Source organism: Longimicrobiales bacterium (genome assembly GCA_028823235.1).
Lineage (GTDB): Bacteria > Gemmatimonadota > Gemmatimonadetes > Longimicrobiales > Gaopeijiaceae > UBA2589.
Window position 1 is genome coordinate 192,831 of record JAPKBW010000001.1, and the last position, 18,496, is coordinate 211,326.

An 18,496-nucleotide genomic window follows, 5' to 3' on the forward strand; every position below is an offset into this window, starting at 1 on the left:
ATTCCCATGATCGCTGTGACCCGGGAGAGCCTCGGGGCCTTCGTGATTGAGGTCTTGCGTGCCATGAGTCTCCCTGCGGATGACGCCAAGATCTTTGGCGATGCCCTCCTCTTTTCGGAACTCCGCTTCCACCCCGGTCACGGCCAAGGCGTCAAGAAACTCAGGAAGTACGGAGAGCGCTTCGCGCAGGGCCTGATCGACCCGGCGGCGCCCTTCGAGGTCGTGAAAGAGAGCCCGGCCCTCGCGCTGGTCGACGCGCACAATGGGATCGGCACCGTGGCCGCGACTCGTGCCATGAGACTCGCCGTCGAGAAGGCGAAGGTATGTGGGCTCGGGCAGGCCGTCGTACGCAATTCCACGCACTTCGGCTCGAGCGCCGTTCACGCTTCCGTGGCGGCAGAAGCCGGATGCATAGGAACTGCTCTCACCAACGCCGGACCCGAGATGGCTCCGTGGGGCGGCCGCGAAGGGGCGGTGGGAACCAATCCGTGGGGGATCGCTGCACCGACTGGACTCGGCTTCCCCGCCGTCCTCGATATAGCCCTGACTACCGCCGGCAAGGGAATGATGACCTGGCACGCGGCCGAGGGCCGTCCCATGCCACTCGACTGGGCGCTCACTCCCGACGGAGAGGAGACGGACGACCCGAATGCTGCGATGGCCGGAGCTCTCCTGGGGATTGGCACCTACAAAGGGTACGGACTGGCATTCATGACCGACGTGTTGACGGGGGTCATCAGTGGCGCCGGGTACGGCCTCACGCCCTACGCGGTGGCAGGGAAGATGGACGTCAGTCACACGCTGACCGCCATCGACATCGAGTGGTTCATGCCCCTCGATGAGTTTCGCCAACGCATGGACGACTTCACCGCCATGGTAAAATCCAGGGCCCTCCGGCCAGGGTTCACTGAGATCCTCATTCCTGGTGAGCAAGAGGCTCGTCGGGTGACACGAAAGTCCGAGGTCGGGATCCCTCTGGAGAATCCGGCACTCGATGACCTCCGCGCGCTCGGAGCCGAGCTTGGTGTCGAAGCGGAGATCGTCGTGGTGGGCCCGTGGGAAGACGCCACGCTTTGAACCCGCTCGCGGCTTCCTTCTACGAAGACGTCCGCGAGCGACTCCGGACACGGGCGCAGGCGGCGGGACTGGATGGCCTCCTGATCCTCGCCGCCGGGAATGTGACGTACGCGACAGGTTGGCACTTCTCGGTAAATGAGCGGCCCGTCGGGCTCTGGCTCCCGGTAGAGGGTTCGGCACTCCTTCTGGTTGCGCACCTCGAGCTCGAGAACGCCATGGACGTTCGGGGGGTCGAAGTCCGTACCTATGTCGAGTTTCCCGGTGAGCGCCCGCCTGTCCTCTGGATGATCGAAGAGGCCGGCGCCCGGCGGATCGCCGTAGACTCACTGAGCGCCGAGCTCTTAGAGCCGGCCGAGGCGCTGCTTGATCGGCTCGATCTGACGGACCACACAAGCTTCGAGCGAGCAGTGAAGCACCCGCTCGAACTGGCACTGATCCGCGAAGCCTCCCGCTTCGCCGATCTGGTCCTCGAGCGATTGCTCTCAGCTGGCGGTGACATCATCGCGCAGGGGGGCTCCGAGGAGGACCTGTTAGCTGACTGCACCCGACACGTCCGGGACATCCTGCTCGATACGCACGGAGCAGCCTTCCAGGGTACGAAGGTGGGCATCACGGCCACGGTCCATTCGGGGCCCCGGGCAGCCCTGCCGCACGGCACGGTCACCAGTCGGCGGCCACAGCCTGGCGAGCCGATCATCGCAGGAATCGGCTGCAGCCTCGGAGGCTACCATGCTGAGAGCGGCGCCACGCTCGTTCTCGGAGAAATCTCCAAGGCGCAACGGGAAGTCATGAATGCGATGGCCGATGCGGGTGCCGCCACGGTCGACGCACTCCAGCGTGGACTCACCTGCGCGCAGGTGAATGACGCAGCAACCGCCCCGATTCGAGGTGCCGGGCTCGGCGACGCCATCCGTCACCGAATCGGCCACGGGATGGGCGTCGAGGGCCACGAATCACCTTGGCTCGCACCTGGCGACCACACACCCACCACCCCTGGAATGGTCTTCTCCTGTGAGCCCGGCGTGTACCGCCCAGGCCTCGACGGATGGAGAACCATCGACACACTCGTCGTTGGCCCGGACCGGGTCGAACTGGCGAGCCGCTTCCAGACACACCACCCTCTCGACACTCGCACCCTTCCCTGCTGAGGAGCCCGTAGCATGCCTGAGCCCGCCGCATGGCGATATCAGAAGATCACGAAGCCCATGTTCGACCTACCCACCCCGCACCTCGTGCTGACCGGCAGAGTTCTGACCATGGCGGGTGACGTGATCGAAGAAGGGTTCGTCGAGATCAAGGATGGGCAGATCGCGTCAGTCGGCACGCTTGTCGACCTGAACGCCGGTGACGCCGAGGTAGAGGAGACCGGTGGCACCCTAATGCCGGGCCTCATCAACAGCCATGCCCACCTGAACTGGGACGGGATCCACGACCTGGCTCGCCAGTCCATGGATGACCCTCGCCCGATCTCCGCATTCAAGGCCGCCGGCAACATGCTCAAGAGCCTGAGCGCCGGAGTGACGATGGTCCGGGACCTTGGCTTTCACGACATGAACCTCTTCTCCAAGCAGGCCTTGGAGCAGGGGATCTTCCCCGGACCGAGGCTGAAGGTCTGCGGGTCCGCCATCATCCAGACGGGTGGACACACCTACTGGGTCTGTCAGGAGGCCAGCGGGGCGGACGAGATGCGCCGTGCAGTTCGGGAACAGGTCAAAGGGGGCGCCGACCTCATCAAGATCATGGCCTGCCACGACACCCTCGAGTTCACCGACGAGGAGCTCAAGGCCGTCATCGACGAAGCCCACCGAAACGGGCTGCCCATAACAGCACACGCCACATACGACGCCTGTATTGAAAGGGTGGTTCGATTTGGTGTAGACTGCGTCGAACACGGAGGGTCCATGTCAGACTCGACCGTGGCATTGCTCGTCGAAAAGGGCATTCCAGTTGTCACGACCTTCGCACCGATCGTCCAACAGAGTCAGCCTGAGATCGCGCGTCAGTTCGGGATCCCGGAATGGAAGATCGAAGAACGGCAGAAGGCCGTGGCTGACCCGACGCGCTACGAAGGCCTCATCCGGGCGGCCAAGGCCGGGGTCTCCATCGTCTTCGGGACGGACGCCGGAAGCCCGGCCGTGGAACACGACGTGATCGCGCCCGAGCTCATCCACATGGTTAAGGTCGGGGTGTGCAGCGACAACATGGATGCCCTGGCTTCCATCACGATCCGAGCCGCCCGCGTATCGAACATGGAAGATGTCGTGGGCACACTTGAGGTGGGCAAAGCCGCCGACCTCATCGTCGTGGACGGCAATCCGGACGAGGACCTGAGTGCACTCGAACACGTGACCACAACGTTCGTCGGTGGACGGAGGATGTACGGATGAGCCTGCTGACTGACCGCCTCGCCCCTCGCATCGTCGAAGAAGACGGAGCCTTTCGGACCCGGATGCTGGGCATCGCCGCCAGCCTGACTGACGTCATCGCGCTCGGGCGAGGTGACCCAGACTTCCACACACCCGCACACATCGTCGAGGCGGCAAAGGCTGCCCTCGATGCGAATCACCATCACTACACGGGCCCCAATGGTATCCAGCCGCTGAGAGAGGCCATCGCCGCCGACCTCACGGCCCGTTACGGGCTCGACTACGAGTCAGACGAGATCATGGTGACCGCCGGTGCCCAAGAAGGCATCATGCTCACCATGCTGGGGCTGTGCTCCCCGGGAGACGAGGTGCTCATCACGAGCCCCCGCTTCACGACGTACGACACTGCGGTTCGCCTTTGCGGCGGCACACCGATTCCCGTCCCCACCTTCGAACGGGATGACTTCGCCCTCGACGTGGCGGAGATCGAGAAGCGAATCACGCCGCGCACGCGGATGTTCGTGCTCGTCTCTCCAAACAATCCAACAGGTGCTGTGACCCCACCTGATGCCATCCGGGCTATCGCCGATCTGGCCATCCGCCATGACTTGATCATCGTCGCCGACGAGATCTATGGCCGGATGATCTACGCACCCAACGAGCATCTCTCCATCGCCACTCTGAAGGGCATGCGAGAGCGAACCATCACGCTCAACGGCTTCTCCAAGACCTACTCGATGACAGGATGGCGAGTCGGGTACCTCGCCGCCCCGGCAGAGCTGGTGGAGATGCTGGTCGAACCCAGGCACACCCTTTCCATCAACACGTGCACCATCAGCCAATACGCGGCGCTGGCGGCTCTCACGGGTCCGCAGGAGCCCATCGACGCGATGATCGACGAGTATGCAGAGCGTCGGGCCTGGCTCATGCCGGCCCTGACCGAGGCCGGCTTCAGCTACGGACACCCGGGAGGTGCGTTCTACATCTACACAAACGTCTCCACAGCAGGGCTACCCTCCCCGCTCTTCTGCGAACGGCTCCTTCAGGAAACGGGCGTAATGCTCTTTCCGGGCACCATGTTCGGGGATGAAAGCACCGACTACATCCGAATCAGCTACCTCCAGCCGCTCCCGATGATCAAGGAGGCGATGGAACGCATCGCCTCCTTCACTTCAAGCGCCCGCGCCGCTCAATGACCAGCCCCGACAAGAAAGACCGATTCGTCGGCATTCAGCTAAGTCCCATCAGCTTCGTCGACGAAGGCGTGGACACCGTCCTCGACACGCTGCAGAACCGCGTGGGCGTCAACGTGCTGATGCTCGGCACGGTGAGCTGGCTTGGACTCAAATCCGGCCGTTCGATCAGCCATGAACTCGACGGGTGGCCGGACCACGGAGTACCCGAGCCGTACCAGATGCGCGGCGGTGCATATTTCGACCCGGATCCCAGGTACTACAACGACACCTTCATGGCGGACTACCGGAGCCAGGATCCCGAGTTCGCTGGCCGTGACATCCTCAAGATGGTGATCCCTGAAGCGCACGCTCGGGGAATGAAGGTCTACATCGAGTTGATGGAGCCGTTCTTCAAGTATGCCGGACATGGCTCTGCCGGAAACGTCGAAGTGCCGACGCTGGCCCAGGCGATGGAAGTGGACCTCTTTGGGCGCATCGGTGGCGAGCCATCGACCTCGAATCCTGAGTACCGACGCTGGGTTCACTCCATGATCGAGGACCAGGTCCGGAATCATCCTCTCGATGGCGTAATGTGGTGCAACGAGCGGAACTCCCCCCTCGACACCCTGATCCAGGGAGGCGCTCCCGGCGACTTCTCTGAGCAAGCACGGAGAGAGGCGACAGAGCGAGGGATCAACGTCGAGGCGTGCAGAAATGCGCTCCTCCACCTGTATGATTTCATGCAAGAGGCGGCCGCCGGAAAAACCTTCGTCGACGGCTCGCTCATCACGTTCATGAGAGTACTCCTGGACAACCCGGAAGCTCTCATCTGGGAAAAATTCTGGCTCGAACGAAACAAAGACCTGGACCGGGAACTCTACGGGCTGGTGAAGTGGTGCCGCCCAGACCTGCCCTTCGGCTTGAACGTCTGGAATCGCAATCACTTCAACCCGATCCGTCGGGCGCAGTGGCCGTGGGCCGAGCAGACTCGATACGCCGACTTCGTGAAGCCGATCACGTATCAGCATCAGGCCGGTGAGGTCTGGAACAAAGAGCTCGGCTTCTTCCGCAAGACGATCCTCCGTGACTTCGAACCGGACGAAGCCACCCGGGCCCTGTTCCGAATTCTGGGCCTCAATGAGGCTCCGTTCGACGAGCTGATCGCCACAGGCATGGACCCCGATACGTACGTCCACGGTCAGTGCGCGGACGCGGTGCGAGGCGTCGATGGAAAGGCGAACGTCTACATGGGCATCGGAGTGGATGCCCCTCGTACCAATCCGGAGACCGCGAAGTGCTCCAAGGACATCGTCTACCGCTCCGTCATGGAGACGTACAGGGCCGGCGGAGACGGCGTGGTCCTGGCCCCCAACTATGCGTCCATGCACCTCACCCATCTGGACGGCGTCGCACAGGCTCTCGACGAGCTGGGCTTGAGGTGAGCCTTGAGTAGCTCACCCCTGCTAGAGGTCCGGGACCTGCAGACCAGCTTCGTCTTGGGGCGACGCACCATGGTCGCAGTAGACGGGGTTGGATTCACGGTGGACGCCGGTGAGACTCTCGCCATCGTCGGGGAGAGTGGGTCGGGGAAGTCCGTCACTGCGCTGTCCGTCATGCGGCTTCTTCCCGCCAGGGTAGGCCAGATCACGCAGGGGTCGGTCCGGCTCGGTGAGAAAGACCTCGTCCAATTGCCCGAGGAGGAGATGCGTACCATTCGGGGAAAGGAGATCGGCATGATTTTCCAGGAACCGATGACGAGCCTCAACCCTGTGCACACCATAGGCGCACAAATTTCAGAAGTCCTGATCGAGCACGAGGGGCTCTCCCACGCGGAGGCCCGAACGCGCGCGATCGAACAGCTCGAGATCGTCGGCATATCGGAGCCGGCACTCCGCGTGGACAGCTATCCCCACGAGATGTCCGGCGGAATGCGTCAGCGTGCCATGATCGCCATGGCGCTCGCATGCCGTCCGAGTCTCCTGATTGCTGACGAACCCACCACTGCACTGGACGTGACGATTCAAGCCCAAGTCCTGGATCTCATGGAGGAGCTTCAGGAACAGTTGGGCATGGCGATCATTTTCATCACCCACGACCTCGGCGTCGTGGCCCAGATGGCGCAGCGAGTGGTGGTGATGTACGCCGGGCAGGTCGTCGAAAGTGCTTCTGTGACAGAGATCTTCGGACGCCCCCGGATGCCCTACACGGCCGGGCTCATCGCATCGATTCCTCGACTCGGTAGTGCAAACGGAAAGCAGCGTCTCCGGACGATTCCCGGCAACGTACCATCCATTTCGGAGCGACCTGCCGGCTGTCGGTTCTCCACCCGATGCCCGCACGTGCAACCCGAATGCCGGACGACCGATCCACCCCTCGAGCAGATCTCCGAGGGGCACGAGGTTCGCTGTCTTCGCTGGCGCGAGCTGGACCTGACCGAAGAGGTCACGTCGTGAGCGATCACCTCCTCCAGGTCGAAGGCCTCGTCAAGCACTTTCCCGTCCGAGGGGGAGCGCTGAACCGGATAGTCAGTCAGGTGCAGGCGGTAAACGGCGTCTCCTTTACTGTGCGCCGCGGCGAGGTTCTCGGCCTCGTAGGCGAGAGCGGTTCAGGGAAGACCACGGTCGGCCGCCTGGTGCTCCGCCTTGAAGAGGCGACTGCCGGAAAGGTCGTGTTCGACGGTACCAACGTACTGGACCTGTCCAAGAGAGATCTGCGCCGCTTCCGCAAACGGATGCAGATCATCTTCCAGGACCCCTACGCCAGCCTGAATCCGCGAGAGAAGGTTCGGACAGTCATCGGCCATGCCCTCGCCTTGCACAGCATCGGCACGCCCGCGAGTCGGCCCGACCGGACCGTCGAACTCATCGAGCAGGTGGGCCTCTCCACGGCCCACCTGGATCGGTTCCCGCATGAGTTCTCCGGTGGGCAGCGACAGAGGATCGGTATCGCGCGGGCGCTTGCTGTGAACCCGGACTTCCTGGTCGCCGACGAACCGGTCTCTGCGCTCGACGTCTCGATCCAGGCGCAAGTCATAAACCTTCTGAGCGATCTCAAAGAAGAACTCGATCTTACGATGCTCTTCATTGCCCACGACCTGGCCGTGGTGGAGCACATCTGCGATCGGGTAGCCGTAATGTATCTCGGCAAGATTATGGAAATCGCCCCGTCCAACGCCCTCTACAGAACTCCCAACCATCCCTACACCGAGGCGCTTCTCTCTGCTGTCCCGGTGCCTGAGCCGGGACGTCAGCGGAAACGGACAGTCCTGAGCGGTGACATTCCTAGTCCGATCGACCCCCCGTCAGGGTGCGTTTTTCGAAGCCGCTGCCCTCGCGCCGAGGCGATCTGCGCGGAGGAAGTGCCGCATCTGAAGAAGGTGGGGCCGGATCACTTCAGTGCCTGTCACCTCACCACTTGAGTACACACCAGGCGTGTTTGCGCGCCACTGACGGAGAAGATCCATGTCCCGACTGACCCTGGGAATCGCATCACTTGTCCTGCTCGCATCCTGCTCGCCGGCCGTGTCTTCCGACCCGCCCCGTGACATGGCGGCTGAGGTCGCCTCGCTGAGCGAGGCCGCAATTGCATACCATGCTGCCGCCACAGCCAAGGACGCTGCAACGGTCGTCGCGAGCTACGATTGGGATGCCGTGATGGTGCCCCCGAACGAGTCGCTCGTGGAAGGAATCACTGAAGTGCAGTACTACCGGTTCGGCTTCATCTCCACCCCCGGCGTCTCCCTCGATTTCGAACTCCTGAGGGTAGAGGTCTCTGAGAACGGCGACATGGGATGGACGCTAGCGGAAGGCGATATCACGATCGAACAGGACGGCGCCGAGCCGGGTCAGGATCTCGTGCGTGACTTCCACGTCTGGTCGAGACAGCCAGACGGGCGCTGGACAGTGGTCGTCGACGTATGGAATTCGGGAATGCCTACCGGGTAGCGGGATGCGGTCGCCCCGTCAGCGACTGCACGGCTCTTCGACTATTCCGGTCGGACGGACGTGAGAGAAAGGCCCAGCTTGAGGTAACAACCTCAAGCTGGGCCTTTGTTGTAGTGGCGAACGGCCGAACCCCTACCTCATCGGTCGGGCTGTTCGCTAATCAGTCGAGCCGCACGGTCAGCCTTGATCTTCTCCATCCCGTCTTCATCGAGATGGGTTATGGCAAGCCATGTATGCGACATCTCGTCGGCCGTGCGATCGCCAATACCCACCCACTGGTCGGGGTCCGGGTTGTACCGGTTGTTCTCGGTGTTGTCGTACCAACCGGTCACGATCAACTGGTCACCTACTTCCAGTAGCGGCGCAACGTCGTCTTCGTAGATGTGGCTGTGGTGCCACAGAGCACTCCAGTTCGAAACCATGCTCACCGTTTCCCGTCGGCCATTTGCTCGCAGGACCTGGAGCGACATCGCAACCAGTCGCGTGTGACCGTGCGGCTGGAAACTGTCGATTCGCACCGGGGTGTCGAACGAATGGAAACCTTGAGTCATCAGCGTTCCGTGAGGAGCGATGTCATACCCACGGCCGCCGTTCAGGAAATACAAACTCAGCGTCTGGTCGTATTTTCCTTCGTATTCCTCCGGATGGAACCAGATTCCGATCTCAACCTGATCGTCCACGAGGTCCACGCCGTTCGGCCAGTAGTGAATGTCGAACGCAACGTCGGAACCGGCGGGAGCCCTCCGGCACGCACCCTCTGGCACAATCTCGCCGACCTTCCCAAGGGCGTACTCCGAGAGTCGGCCTGCGCTTTGACCGTCGACCCGGAAAGACGAGTTGGCGTGGTGAGCCACAGCCCGCCCTTCGATCGAGGGCTTAGTCTCAATGGCCATGATGCACCGATCGTCCGTGATCCCGGTCGGAACCAGAGGCCGCCACCAGCGGTCCTGACCGACCTCAGGAACGTCGTAAGGGTCCGACCTGATGATCAAATCCGGCTCACCGAACTGCCCTGCCAAACCGAACTCGGCGGGGTCAGGCCACTCGACAGGCGCCGGCAAATCCGCAGGGTCGCCCTCAGGCGAGCCAGCTGCGACCCAGGCCGTGATGGTCGCGATATCTTCCTCGCTCATCCGCCAGTCTTCCTTGAGATCCTGAATGCCGACATCCGTGTCGTACTGATACGGAGGCATGTCCCGGCCCTCGACCATGCGGCTCATGCGGCGAGCGTAGCGTCGTGCATCCTGATACGTCATGAGCGACATCGGCCCGATGGCGCCCGGCTGGTGACAAACCTGGCAGTTCGCCTGCAAGATGGGAGCGACGTCCCGCGTGAAGGTCAGCTCCGCCGACGCATCCGGACTCGGCCCAGTCATCTGCTGGGCAGCGAGTTCACCTGTATGGCCGGCCCCGAGGGTCACGAGAAGGGCTAGTACGCCCGTCGTAACACTCTGCGGCATCGACCGATGGATGGACATTTGCATGGTCAACTCCTCTCAAGACTCACTGGGCTTGTCCGCGATGGACCGGACCCTAATCCATAATACTGCCTGCTACTCGTTCACGCTCACGACTACGTATCCATTCGACCAGCAGCACTGCTGACCGGGCATACTATCCGGAGCGCCGAAGTTGTCGATACGGATCCGGATCACGTACTCACCTGGCGTGTCGAACGTCGCCGTGAATTGTCCCCGATTGGCCAGCGGCCCTTCGTTGGGGATCGGGACGACATCCGTGGTATTCACCGGCCCTGGGCCGAACGGGCGAGCCCGTCCGCGCGCCGGCGCGGCGTTTGCCGGTGCCTCTAGCATCGACTCAAAGGCGATCATGCCGCCGACAGGTCCCTGGTGCTTCCAGAGGGTCATGTTGACCAGACCGAGGTCGCGCTCGCCGCGGTCCTCCGCCCAGAAACGAACCTCTACTGGCTCTCCGACCTTGGTGGTCAGAACCTCGGGATGCTCGACACCTCCGATACCCCAGCCCGCTAGATCCTCTTCGCTGAAGCGAATGCCGGGACGGAGCGAGCCCGCGGCCATCGCGCCACTGCTCAGCTCATAGGCGCCCTTGATGATCGGGCCGGGTGATTCCAACCTGCCCGGGACGCGGGTCGTGTAGCCATCGGTCGTCACGGTCCACCATACGTCACCGTCGAAATCGGCCGGAACCACCACGCCGAAGGCGCCCCGTTCGCGTGGCCCTCCGAAGCCTGAGTACCCGACGACCGGAAACGTAGTTGGCTGACCGCCGTCAAACTCCGACGGCTCAATGAAGTTGTCCTCGCCGAGTGCGATCTCGATCAAGTCTGAGTCATTTCGGTTCAGAAAGCCGAACGACAAGGTGTAGGTGCCGTCCGCGTTCGGGTAGAAACCGTCGAAATAGGGTGCGACGAAGTTCTCGTTCGCGTTGGAGGGGGCCAGCGGAAACTCCCGCTGCGTCCAGTCCTGGGCGTCGGCACCTACCGTCAGAGTGGCCGCACACACCACGGTGAGCGTCAGGGTGGTCTTGAGTCGCGTCACTTGGTCCTCCTCACTGCTGTTCACCTGCTCGCAGGAAAGCTTAAGGATTGCAAGGCGATCCGAAAGGTGCGCGGACGCGGTGACCCACTGAGCTAACGGCGCATAGTGTCCATCGGCATGTCCGCTGCGTCGTCCATCGGCATGTCCATCGCTCCCCCCATTGGCATCTCCACTCCCATCTCCGCCAATCGCTGCATCTCGCGGAGCCCCTCCACCAGAGAATCAGGCACGAGCGTCCATGTGTAGTCGATGACGAGTTTGACCTCGTCCTCGCTGAGCGGAGACTGCGGCATCGCCGGGGGCACGCCCGTGCGGATAATCCTGACGAGCTGATCCTCGGCATGGTGTCCGAGGTGCTCAAGGAGACTGGGCGGCTCTATGGGCAGGCTTGCCGCCATCGGACCGTTCCCGAGCCCAAGTTCCCCGTGGCACATCGCACAGTTTCCTGCGTAGAGCGCCTGACCTTCACTTACTTCGACGACCTCACGGTCCTCCGCCCCCCCGCAGGCGGTGAACGACATGGCGACACCGGCCAAGGCCGCGACGCTCCGAGACCAGATCGCTGTTCGTCTCATCAGTTCCTCGCTCGGTTCGTCAATTCCACACGGTCTTCCTTGGCGGCTACGGCTTTGCCGAGTGCACCAGCACGGCGGTCACCAAAATGACGACAGCGGCAAGGGACACCTCCCATACACCACGGCGCCCAACCACTTCGGCTCCCTGCTCCGTGTCGCAGAGGGGCAGACCCCGTCTCCAGTTCAGGAAGCCAAGGCCAAAAATCACGAGAGCCAGTGCGACCTTCGCAGACAAGAGGCGCCCATAGGTCAGTGTCCACAGATCGGACACTGCATGCAAATGCTTCCACGCCAGTCCCGCGCCCATCGCCACGAGCGTGATCCCGCTGACCAACGCCAGAGGTGAGAAGCTTCGGATCTGTGAGGCGAAAATCGCCGGACTGTTCTCCCCACGAACGCGGCCGACTGTCAGGATCACCGCCAGTGTGCCCATCCACACCCCCGCCGCGAGCGTGTGCGTCGCGTCCACGGTCACGGCAAGCGTTCGCGCCGAGTCGACACCCATCGCGTGTCCAGACATGGCGAGCGTTGCCGCGAGCGTGACGACGAGGGGCATAGCCACCGCCCATCCGGCGCTCAGAACGACCGGGGCCTCCGGCTGTGCCGCCTCAGAGGTACTGCGACTTTTTCGACCCGCCAGCCACAAGGCCACGGCGAGCAGGGTCAGAACTGCGCCCTGGGCGATCCAGACGGAACCCCAAAAAATTTCAAAGAGCAGGAACGAGACGTCGTCCCGCAGGGGAACGAAGGGATCTCGAAAGCCCATGACCTGCACGACCAGCCGCAGGGTCCACGCTACGAAAAGAACGCCTGTCGAAATCAGGCCGAGCGAGGCGACCCGTTGTTCTATACGCGTGATGGTTGTCGCATTTTCTGCGGCCAGCACCTTTAGCGCGCGAGGCATGACCAAGACCCGCCAGGCGACGCACCCCACGACCACTGTGGTACCGCTGAAGAGGAGCCACTGCTGGAACGTGGTCAGCGCAGTAATCAACGCCCGACAACGTCGAAGGTGAACGAACCCCGCATCACATGGCCATCGTCCGCAATGCAGCGCCATTGAATGACATACTTCCCTCCAGACAGCCCGGCAGCGATCTGAACCGAGAGCTGCCTTGGATCCTCGGAGTCGGCCTCCGGCGGACTGCTCCGAATGAGCTGGCGGGAGGAGTTCACAACGCGGATCGAAGCGCCACGCATGAGCGGAGCCTCAGAAAAGAAAAGGCGGACCTCGCTCACTTCGCCGTCCAGGACTTCCTCGTCGGCCGGCGTCGAGGCATCGAGCGTGATGTGCGGGGCCACGTGTGGGATCACGGAAGCTGACCTCGCCGTCCCAGCAACCAGCAGAACCAAGCCGAGGGCAGTGAGCGCTACCCGGCGCGTTCGTTCAACGATATCTCGACGACTCATCCCGTTTTTGCGTCCCGGCGTGTCCGGTTGCTGCCATGATTCTCTTCGGCCATCATGGGCCTGCCCCCTTGGTGCAACAACCCCCGACGCTCCAGCCTCGGAGAAGGTCGACTTCCGCATGCTCATCAGGACCACACCTGCGTTTCTTGCAGCCCTCGTTCTCGCCCCGATCGCTGTCCAGCCAGTGACAGGACAGGACTCGGGTGATCTCGGACGCGCGGAAGCACTCCAACGGCTCCAGCCAGATCTGTACGACCTCGTCGTGCGACTGGAGCGAGCGCATGGTGTGCTCCTCGGCGAACTCGCCCGAGAGGGACAAACGGTTCGTGAGAGTGGCGGCGACGTGCCGACTTTCGGCTTCGAGTTCGACATGGTCGACCGCTTGACGTTTCTGGTCCAGGCCGAGGGAACCTCTGAAGAGGAAGCAGATGCCGCAGAGTCGGGATACGCGGCCCTTGGTCCACGCGGTGCGGAGATCGTCCGGTGGGGTCAGGCATTCCAGAGAGAGGTGATATCGATTCTGGCCGATCCCGATATTAAGGATCAAGCCGCTGCTTTGGCGGACGCGGTGACCCGCTACCGGAGTCGACCCGAAGCCGCGCTGCCCAACGTGCCGAAGAACATGGACATCCTCTACGGCCATGAATACGCCCTCGGCTTCCGGTCCGGGTACGCTGACCTCACCGGTCTTCTCTGGGCCGGCCATTGGCTTCGGCTGGCAGCGACCGAGCCGTTGACGGACCTCGATCCCGGACCTGCGCGTGATGCAGGTATCGACACCGTCACCACGCGCTATCACGCCAAGCTTAGCTACGGCGAACCCCCGCAGTTCTTCCCCAGCGAGATTCCTCTGGCCCCTGCGATCGCGCCCGGGTTCATCTGGCTCAGTCCAGAGGCCGCGATGATCTGGGACAACCTGAGCATGTTACTGGAGGTACTGGCCGACGTGCTTGCGTCGCCTGAGACATCAGACGTGCAGGTAGCCACTGCCGCGACTATTGATTTCTTCATGGACCCGGAAGCGGCGGTTACGGACCAGGATGAGTGGGAAATCATGGCGCTGCGGCACGGAATCTTCTTCCAAGGCGGCTACCCACTCACACTCATGCTCGAGAATGAGCGCAATGCCGACGGGCACGCTGCGCATCTGTCGGGCGGGGGTGGAGGACTAGTCTCCATTCCGGGAATGCCGAGAGGGTGACGGCGTCCCAGAGCCCCAGCGATGGACGCCGGGCAACGCCCGGCCTGGTTCTCGCACTGGGGGCCGGCGTCTTGGGACTCGGTGCCTGTGCGGACGCCGAGCCTGAGCTTCCGACGGCGCTCGATGCGGTCGTGTTCGACACCCTGTTCGTGATCGGCGCAGCATCCGGAGAGCCGTGGGAAGCCTTCGAAGGCCTGTGGGACATCGAGGCCGACGCAGACGGGCGACTGGCAGTGCTCGACCTCGGCGGACCGGCGATACACATCTTCGACGCCCAAGGTGAGCACGTCGGGTCCATCGCCGAGACCGGCCTTAAGGCCGGACAACTGGACGGCCCTTTGGCGATCGCATGGCGTGAACCAGGAGATCTCCTTGTCTGGGACCCAGGCAGCTCATGGGTCTCACAATTTTCCGTCGGCAGTTCGTCGATCCAGTTCGTCGACCGGTGGCGGGCCTTCGCGTTTGGTGAGACAGGGTTCTGCGCCTCGGGGGACCGGACCTATCTGAGCTACTGGCAGGACGGGACGGTCGTTCACGAAATCGGTGAAGAGGGGATCACGCAGTCGTTCGCTCCCGCTCCAGTGGTGGCAGGAGCAGAGACACTCAGGCCGGATCTTCTAGAGATCGCACTAGAAGAGCTGACACCCTCCGCGCTGCTGTGCACGGCCGCGGGCGTCGTCGACGTCGGCTTCGTACAGTCGATCGTCCGCCTGCACGACGCGAACGGGACGCCCCTCTGGAGCAAGGAGTTCAGGGACCTCAGGCCGATCGTTGCCTACAGCGACGACGGGATCGGACTCGGCCGTGCCTTCGACCCCGAGGGTTCACACCTGCTACGCTCGGTCGTCCCCTGGGGCCGAGGGATGATCCTCGTTCAGCATGAGCTGCGAACCAGTGAATTTGCCGCGGACACTGGCTTCGAAAGGTTCGAATCTCGCCTACTCGACCTTGCCGACGGATCGGAGGTGGATCGGTCGAAATCGTTCCCCTTGGCCCTCACGGCGCAGGGGCGGCACCTGTACTTGGTGCAGGATGATCCCTTCCCGACCGTGACCGTGGTTAAGATCCGCTAGCGGCCCAACAACGCTCAGGGCCGCTCAGGGGTCAACATTGGTAACCAAATCGGCCAACATGGCTGCCACTATCTACTTACCCGTGGCAATCGCTACAGGGCAACGAACCCATTGGAGGCAGTGTTGAAGGTCGGAATACCTACTGAAGTCGAGAACGGTGAGAGACGCGTCGCGACTTCACCCGAGGCGGTCGTACGTCTGATCGAACTCGGTTTCGAAGTTGCCGTGCAGAGTGGCGCCGGTGATGGCTGCGGCATGCCTGATACCATGCTGGCCGAGGCCGGAGCCGAGATCGTCCCCGACGCTGCGACGCTCTGGGCTTCGGCGGATCTGGTGATCAAGGTCAACCCGCCGACGGAAACTGAAGTCGACCTCCTGCACGAAGGGGGGCAGCTGGTCTCGCTGATCTTCCCCGGCCAAAACGAGGCGCTCGTTGGCAAGCTGGGTGACCGAAACGCTACGGTCATCGCGCTCGACTGCATTCCGCGCATTAGCCGGGCGCAAAAGATGGACGTCCTCAGTTCGATGGCGAACATCTCCGGCTACAGGGCCGTGCTCGAGGCCGCCAACGTGTACCCCCGCTACTTCATGCCGCAGATCACCGCGGCGGGAAAGACGCCCCCGGCGAAGGTTCTGATCATCGGAGTCGGAGTCGCGGGTCTCTCGGCGATCGGGGCTGCACGAGGTCTGGGCGGCGAAGTTCGGGCTTTCGACACGCGCCTCGCTACACGTGAGCAAGTGCAATCCATGGGCGCGGCGTTCCTCGAACTCGATTTCGACGAAGACGGTGACGGTGGCGGTGGCTACGGCAAGGTCATGACCAAGGAGTTCATCGACGCAGAGATGGCTCTCTTCGCCGAGCAGGCGAAGGATGTCGACATCATCATCACCACGGCGCTGATCCCTGGCCGGAAGGCCCCCATCCTCATTACGAAAGAGATGGTGGACTCGATGAAGCCGGGTTCGGTCATCGTCGATCTCGCCGCGGCCAACGGGGGCAACTGTGAGTACACCGTGCCTGGGGAGATCGCCACTGTTGCCGATGGCCGTGTGAAGGTCATCGGGTACACCGATCTCACTTCACGGCTGCCCAGCCACGCTAGTCGATTTTTCAGTTCGAACGTCGTCCATCTTCTGGATGACATGGTCGGTGAAGAAGGCTTCCGCATCGACGAGGAAGACGAGGTCGTTCGTGGAGCGCTCGTCTTGCGAGATGGTGAGATGAAGTGGCCTCCACCGGCATTAGCACGGCCCGAACCTCCGGCCGCGCAGGCTGATGAGTCGTCGGTCGAGAAGGCTGGCGAGAAACTGCCAGCCCCGGTCGCGAGCAGTAGCGTCGCTGCCCCCAAGAAGGAGACTCCAGCTGCTTCATCGGCGGGGCGCAACATCGCTACCGCGGTCGCAGCCGTCGCCTTGGCTTTGCTGGGGATGTACGCACCGACCGATTTCCTGCAGCACTTCACGGTGTTCGTGCTGGCGGTATTCGTCGGCTGGCAGGTTGTCTGGAGCGTCACAGCCGCATTGCACACTCCGCTGATGAGCGTCACCAACGCCATCTCGGGGATCATCATCGTTGGAGGCCTGCTCCAGGCAGGCAGCGGTGAACTCGACCTCGCCGGTATCCTCGGCGCTCTCGCGATTCTCTTCGCCAGCATCAACGTGGTCGGCGGCTTCGCCGTGACTCGACGAATGCTCGAAATGTTCAAGCCGAGGAGCTCGACATGATGGGCCTGCTCGTAGTGGCCTATCTCACGGCCGCAGTGCTCTTCATCCTCAGCCTGGGCGGCCTCAGTCGACAGGACACCGCCGCCCGTGGAAACGTCTACGGCATGGTCGGGATGGCGATCGCCGTAGCTGCTACCGCACTCATACCGGCAAGCGCGGACTTCGCGGTGCAGTTTTCACCCGCCCTGATCGGATCGCTCGTCGTGGGTGGCGCCATCGGCTTCACGCTGGCGGCCCGCGTTGGCATGACGTCGATGCCTCAGCTCGTGGCGATGCTCCACAGCTTCGTCGGGCTGGCCGCCGTTCTCGTTGCTTACAGCACCTATCTGAACCCGGCCATGGGGCACGCGGCAGAAGGCGCGGCCTCGATCGTACACGGGACCGAACTCTGGCTGGCCGTATTCATTGGCGCACCAACCTTCACCGGCTCAATCATCGCCTGGGCGAAGCTCGATGGTCGTATGTCGGGGACGCCACTGCTATTGCCGGGTCGCCACTGGTTCAACCTGATCTCACTGCTGACCTGCATTGGGCTGGCTGTGCCGTTCATGCAGGCGCCGGGCATCGAAGGCCTGCCGTACCTAGGCATCATGACCGCGATCGCCTGTGTGCTTGGCGTGCACCTCGTCATGGCGATCGGTGGGGCCGATATGCCAGTCGTCGTCTCACTGCTAAACAGTTACTCCGGGTGGACCGCGGCCGCAGCCGGGTTCATGCTCGGCAACGACTTGCTGATCGTTACGGGCGCGCTCGTGGGTAGCTCGGGCGCCATCCTCAGCTACATCATGTGCCAAGCCATGAACCGCTCGATCTGGGGCGTGGTCTTCGGGGGCTTCGGGACGGGCGACAGCAAGCCCGCGGCCGCCCCAGTCGATCCGGACGACCAGGGCGATGTTGTTGCCATGGCGGCAGAAGAACTGGCACGGCAGATGGCCGACGTACGCCGCGTCGTAATCGTTCCCGGTTATGGCATGGCGGTCGCGCAGGCGCAGTACATCGTCCGTGAGCTCACATCCAAGCTCAAGGAGCGCAACGTCGACGTGCGCTACGCCATCCACCCGGTGGCAGGGCGCCTTCCCGGTCATATGAACGTGCTGCTGGCCGAAGCAGGCATCCCGTACGACATCGTCCTCGAGATGGACGAGATCAATGACGACTTCTCGCGTACGGATCTCGTCCTGGTGATCGGTGCGAACGACATCGTGAATCCGGGTGCCCTGGAAGACGAAAGCAGCCCGATCTACGGAATGCCTGTCTGCGAGGTCTGGAAGTCGGATCTCGTCGTGGTGTTCAAGCGCTCGATGGGTACGGGATACGCCGGTGTACAGAACCCGCTCTTCTTCAAGGAGAACACGCGGATGCTGTTCGGTGATGCCAAGGAGTCCGTGACCAAGCTGGTCGCGGGGTTGTAGGCGGGCGGGATAGTTTCAG

General features: G+C 62.8%; 17 protein-coding genes. 12 read left to right on the forward strand and 5 right to left on the reverse strand.

The annotated features are described in order from the left end of the window. Window positions 1–6 precede the first annotated feature (6 nt). Genes OSA81_00745 through OSA81_00780 form a run of 8 tightly spaced genes read left to right on the forward strand, consistent with a single transcriptional unit; the run spans window position 7 to window position 8,562 of the window. Complete coding sequence (locus OSA81_00745) at window positions 7–1,077, forward strand: Ldh family oxidoreductase (GenBank protein MDE0897519.1); 1,071 nt, start codon at window positions 7–9, stop codon at window positions 1,075–1,077. Next, window positions 1,056–2,225, forward strand: coding sequence for a Xaa-Pro peptidase family protein (locus OSA81_00750; protein ID MDE0897520.1), 1,170 nt, complete (start codon window positions 1,056–1,058; stop codon window positions 2,223–2,225). Before OSA81_00745 ends, OSA81_00750 begins: the two co-directional genes overlap by 22 nt. A gap of 12 nt (window positions 2,226–2,237) precedes the next feature. Beyond that, window positions 2,238–3,464 (forward strand): amidohydrolase family protein, encoded by a 1,227-nt coding sequence (locus tag OSA81_00755; GenBank protein ID MDE0897521.1) that lies wholly within the window; start codon window positions 2,238–2,240, stop codon window positions 3,462–3,464. After that, on the forward strand, window positions 3,461–4,639 hold the full coding sequence (locus tag OSA81_00760; GenBank protein MDE0897522.1) for a pyridoxal phosphate-dependent aminotransferase: 1,179 nt from the start codon (window positions 3,461–3,463) through the stop codon (window positions 4,637–4,639). Before OSA81_00755 ends, OSA81_00760 begins: the two co-directional genes overlap by 4 nt. Beyond that, window positions 4,636–6,060, forward strand: a complete 1,425-nt coding sequence (locus tag OSA81_00765) for an alpha-amylase family protein (GenBank protein MDE0897523.1) — start codon at window positions 4,636–4,638, stop codon at window positions 6,058–6,060. The genes OSA81_00760 and OSA81_00765 overlap by 4 nt, the downstream gene beginning before the upstream one ends. A gap of 3 nt (window positions 6,061–6,063) precedes the next feature. Further along, window positions 6,064–7,071, forward strand: a complete 1,008-nt coding sequence (locus tag OSA81_00770; protein MDE0897524.1) for an ABC transporter ATP-binding protein — start codon at window positions 6,064–6,066, stop codon at window positions 7,069–7,071. Further along, window positions 7,068–8,036: an ABC transporter ATP-binding protein gene (locus OSA81_00775; protein MDE0897525.1), complete on the forward strand. Its 969-nt coding sequence runs from the start codon at window positions 7,068–7,070 to the stop codon at window positions 8,034–8,036. The genes OSA81_00770 and OSA81_00775 overlap by 4 nt, the downstream gene beginning before the upstream one ends. Window positions 8,037–8,079: 43 nt before the next feature. Continuing rightward, window positions 8,080–8,562 (forward strand): nuclear transport factor 2 family protein, encoded by a 483-nt coding sequence (locus OSA81_00780; protein ID MDE0897526.1) that lies wholly within the window; start codon window positions 8,080–8,082, stop codon window positions 8,560–8,562. A 137-nt stretch (window positions 8,563–8,699) separates the two neighbouring features. On the opposite strand, the gene OSA81_00785 is transcribed toward OSA81_00780, so the two are convergent. From OSA81_00785 to OSA81_00805, 5 genes are all read right to left on the reverse strand, one after another. Then, the gene (locus OSA81_00785) at window positions 8,700–10,046 is read right to left on the reverse strand and encodes a hypothetical protein (GenBank protein ID MDE0897527.1); all 1,347 of its coding nucleotides are present in this window, start codon (window positions 10,044–10,046) and stop codon (window positions 8,700–8,702) included. Window positions 10,047–10,115: 69 nt separating this feature from the next. Next, complete coding sequence (locus OSA81_00790) at window positions 10,116–11,081, reverse strand: hypothetical protein (GenBank protein ID MDE0897528.1); 966 nt, start codon at window positions 11,079–11,081, stop codon at window positions 10,116–10,118. Between the two features lie 92 nt (window positions 11,082–11,173). Beyond that, on the reverse strand, window positions 11,174–11,656 hold the full coding sequence (locus OSA81_00795) for a cytochrome c (GenBank protein MDE0897529.1): 483 nt from the start codon (window positions 11,654–11,656) through the stop codon (window positions 11,174–11,176). A 46-nt stretch (window positions 11,657–11,702) separates the two neighbouring features. Further along, window positions 11,703–12,650 (reverse strand): CopD family protein, encoded by a 948-nt coding sequence (locus OSA81_00800; protein ID MDE0897530.1) that lies wholly within the window; start codon window positions 12,648–12,650, stop codon window positions 11,703–11,705. Continuing rightward, window positions 12,647–13,066 carry a copper resistance protein CopC gene (locus OSA81_00805; GenBank protein MDE0897531.1) on the reverse strand — a complete coding sequence of 140 codons (420 nt, stop codon included), beginning with the start codon at window positions 13,064–13,066 and terminating at the stop codon, window positions 12,647–12,649. The genes OSA81_00800 and OSA81_00805 overlap by 4 nt, the downstream gene beginning before the upstream one ends. Before the next feature lie 118 nt (window positions 13,067–13,184). Between OSA81_00805 and OSA81_00810 the strand changes: the two genes are divergently transcribed. From OSA81_00810 to OSA81_00825, 4 genes are all read left to right on the forward strand, one after another. Further along, entirely contained in the window at window positions 13,185–14,267 is a 1,083-nt protein-coding gene (locus tag OSA81_00810) for a hypothetical protein (GenBank protein MDE0897532.1), read from the forward strand. Beyond that, window positions 14,264–15,340, forward strand: a complete 1,077-nt coding sequence (locus OSA81_00815; GenBank protein MDE0897533.1) for a hypothetical protein — start codon at window positions 14,264–14,266, stop codon at window positions 15,338–15,340. The genes OSA81_00810 and OSA81_00815 overlap by 4 nt, the downstream gene beginning before the upstream one ends. Before the next feature lie 123 nt (window positions 15,341–15,463). After that, entirely contained in the window at window positions 15,464–17,065 is a 1,602-nt protein-coding gene (locus OSA81_00820; protein MDE0897534.1) for a Re/Si-specific NAD(P)(+) transhydrogenase subunit alpha, read from the forward strand. Further along, entirely contained in the window at window positions 17,062–18,477 is a 1,416-nt protein-coding gene (locus tag OSA81_00825; protein ID MDE0897535.1) for an NAD(P)(+) transhydrogenase (Re/Si-specific) subunit beta, read from the forward strand. Before OSA81_00820 ends, OSA81_00825 begins: the two co-directional genes overlap by 4 nt. Window positions 18,478–18,496: the final 19 nt, after the last annotated feature.

Excerpts from the sequence above, each read along its gene's own strand:
- OSA81_00760 (MDE0897522.1), top strand. The coding sequence starts at position 3,461 with ATGAGCCTGCTGACTGACCGCCTCGCCCCTCGCATCGTCGAAGAAGAC.
- OSA81_00795 (MDE0897529.1), bottom strand. The coding sequence starts at position 11,656 with ATGAGACGAACAGCGATCTGGTCTCGGAGCGTCGCGGCCTTGGCCGGT.
- OSA81_00805 (MDE0897531.1), bottom strand. The coding sequence starts at position 13,066 with ATGAGTCGTCGAGATATCGTTGAACGAACGCGCCGGGTAGCGCTCACT.
- OSA81_00780 (MDE0897526.1), top strand. The coding sequence starts at position 8,080 with ATGTCCCGACTGACCCTGGGAATCGCATCACTTGTCCTGCTCGCATCC.
- OSA81_00810 (MDE0897532.1), top strand. The coding sequence starts at position 13,185 with ATGCTCATCAGGACCACACCTGCGTTTCTTGCAGCCCTCGTTCTCGCC.
- OSA81_00765 (MDE0897523.1), top strand. The coding sequence starts at position 4,636 with ATGACCAGCCCCGACAAGAAAGACCGATTCGTCGGCATTCAGCTAAGT.
- OSA81_00755 (MDE0897521.1), top strand. The coding sequence starts at position 2,238 with ATGCCTGAGCCCGCCGCATGGCGATATCAGAAGATCACGAAGCCCATG.
- OSA81_00785 (MDE0897527.1), bottom strand. The coding sequence starts at position 10,046 with ATGCAAATGTCCATCCATCGGTCGATGCCGCAGAGTGTTACGACGGGC.
- OSA81_00825 (MDE0897535.1), top strand. The coding sequence starts at position 17,062 with ATGATGGGCCTGCTCGTAGTGGCCTATCTCACGGCCGCAGTGCTCTTC.
- OSA81_00745 (MDE0897519.1), top strand. The coding sequence starts at position 7 with ATGATCGCTGTGACCCGGGAGAGCCTCGGGGCCTTCGTGATTGAGGTC.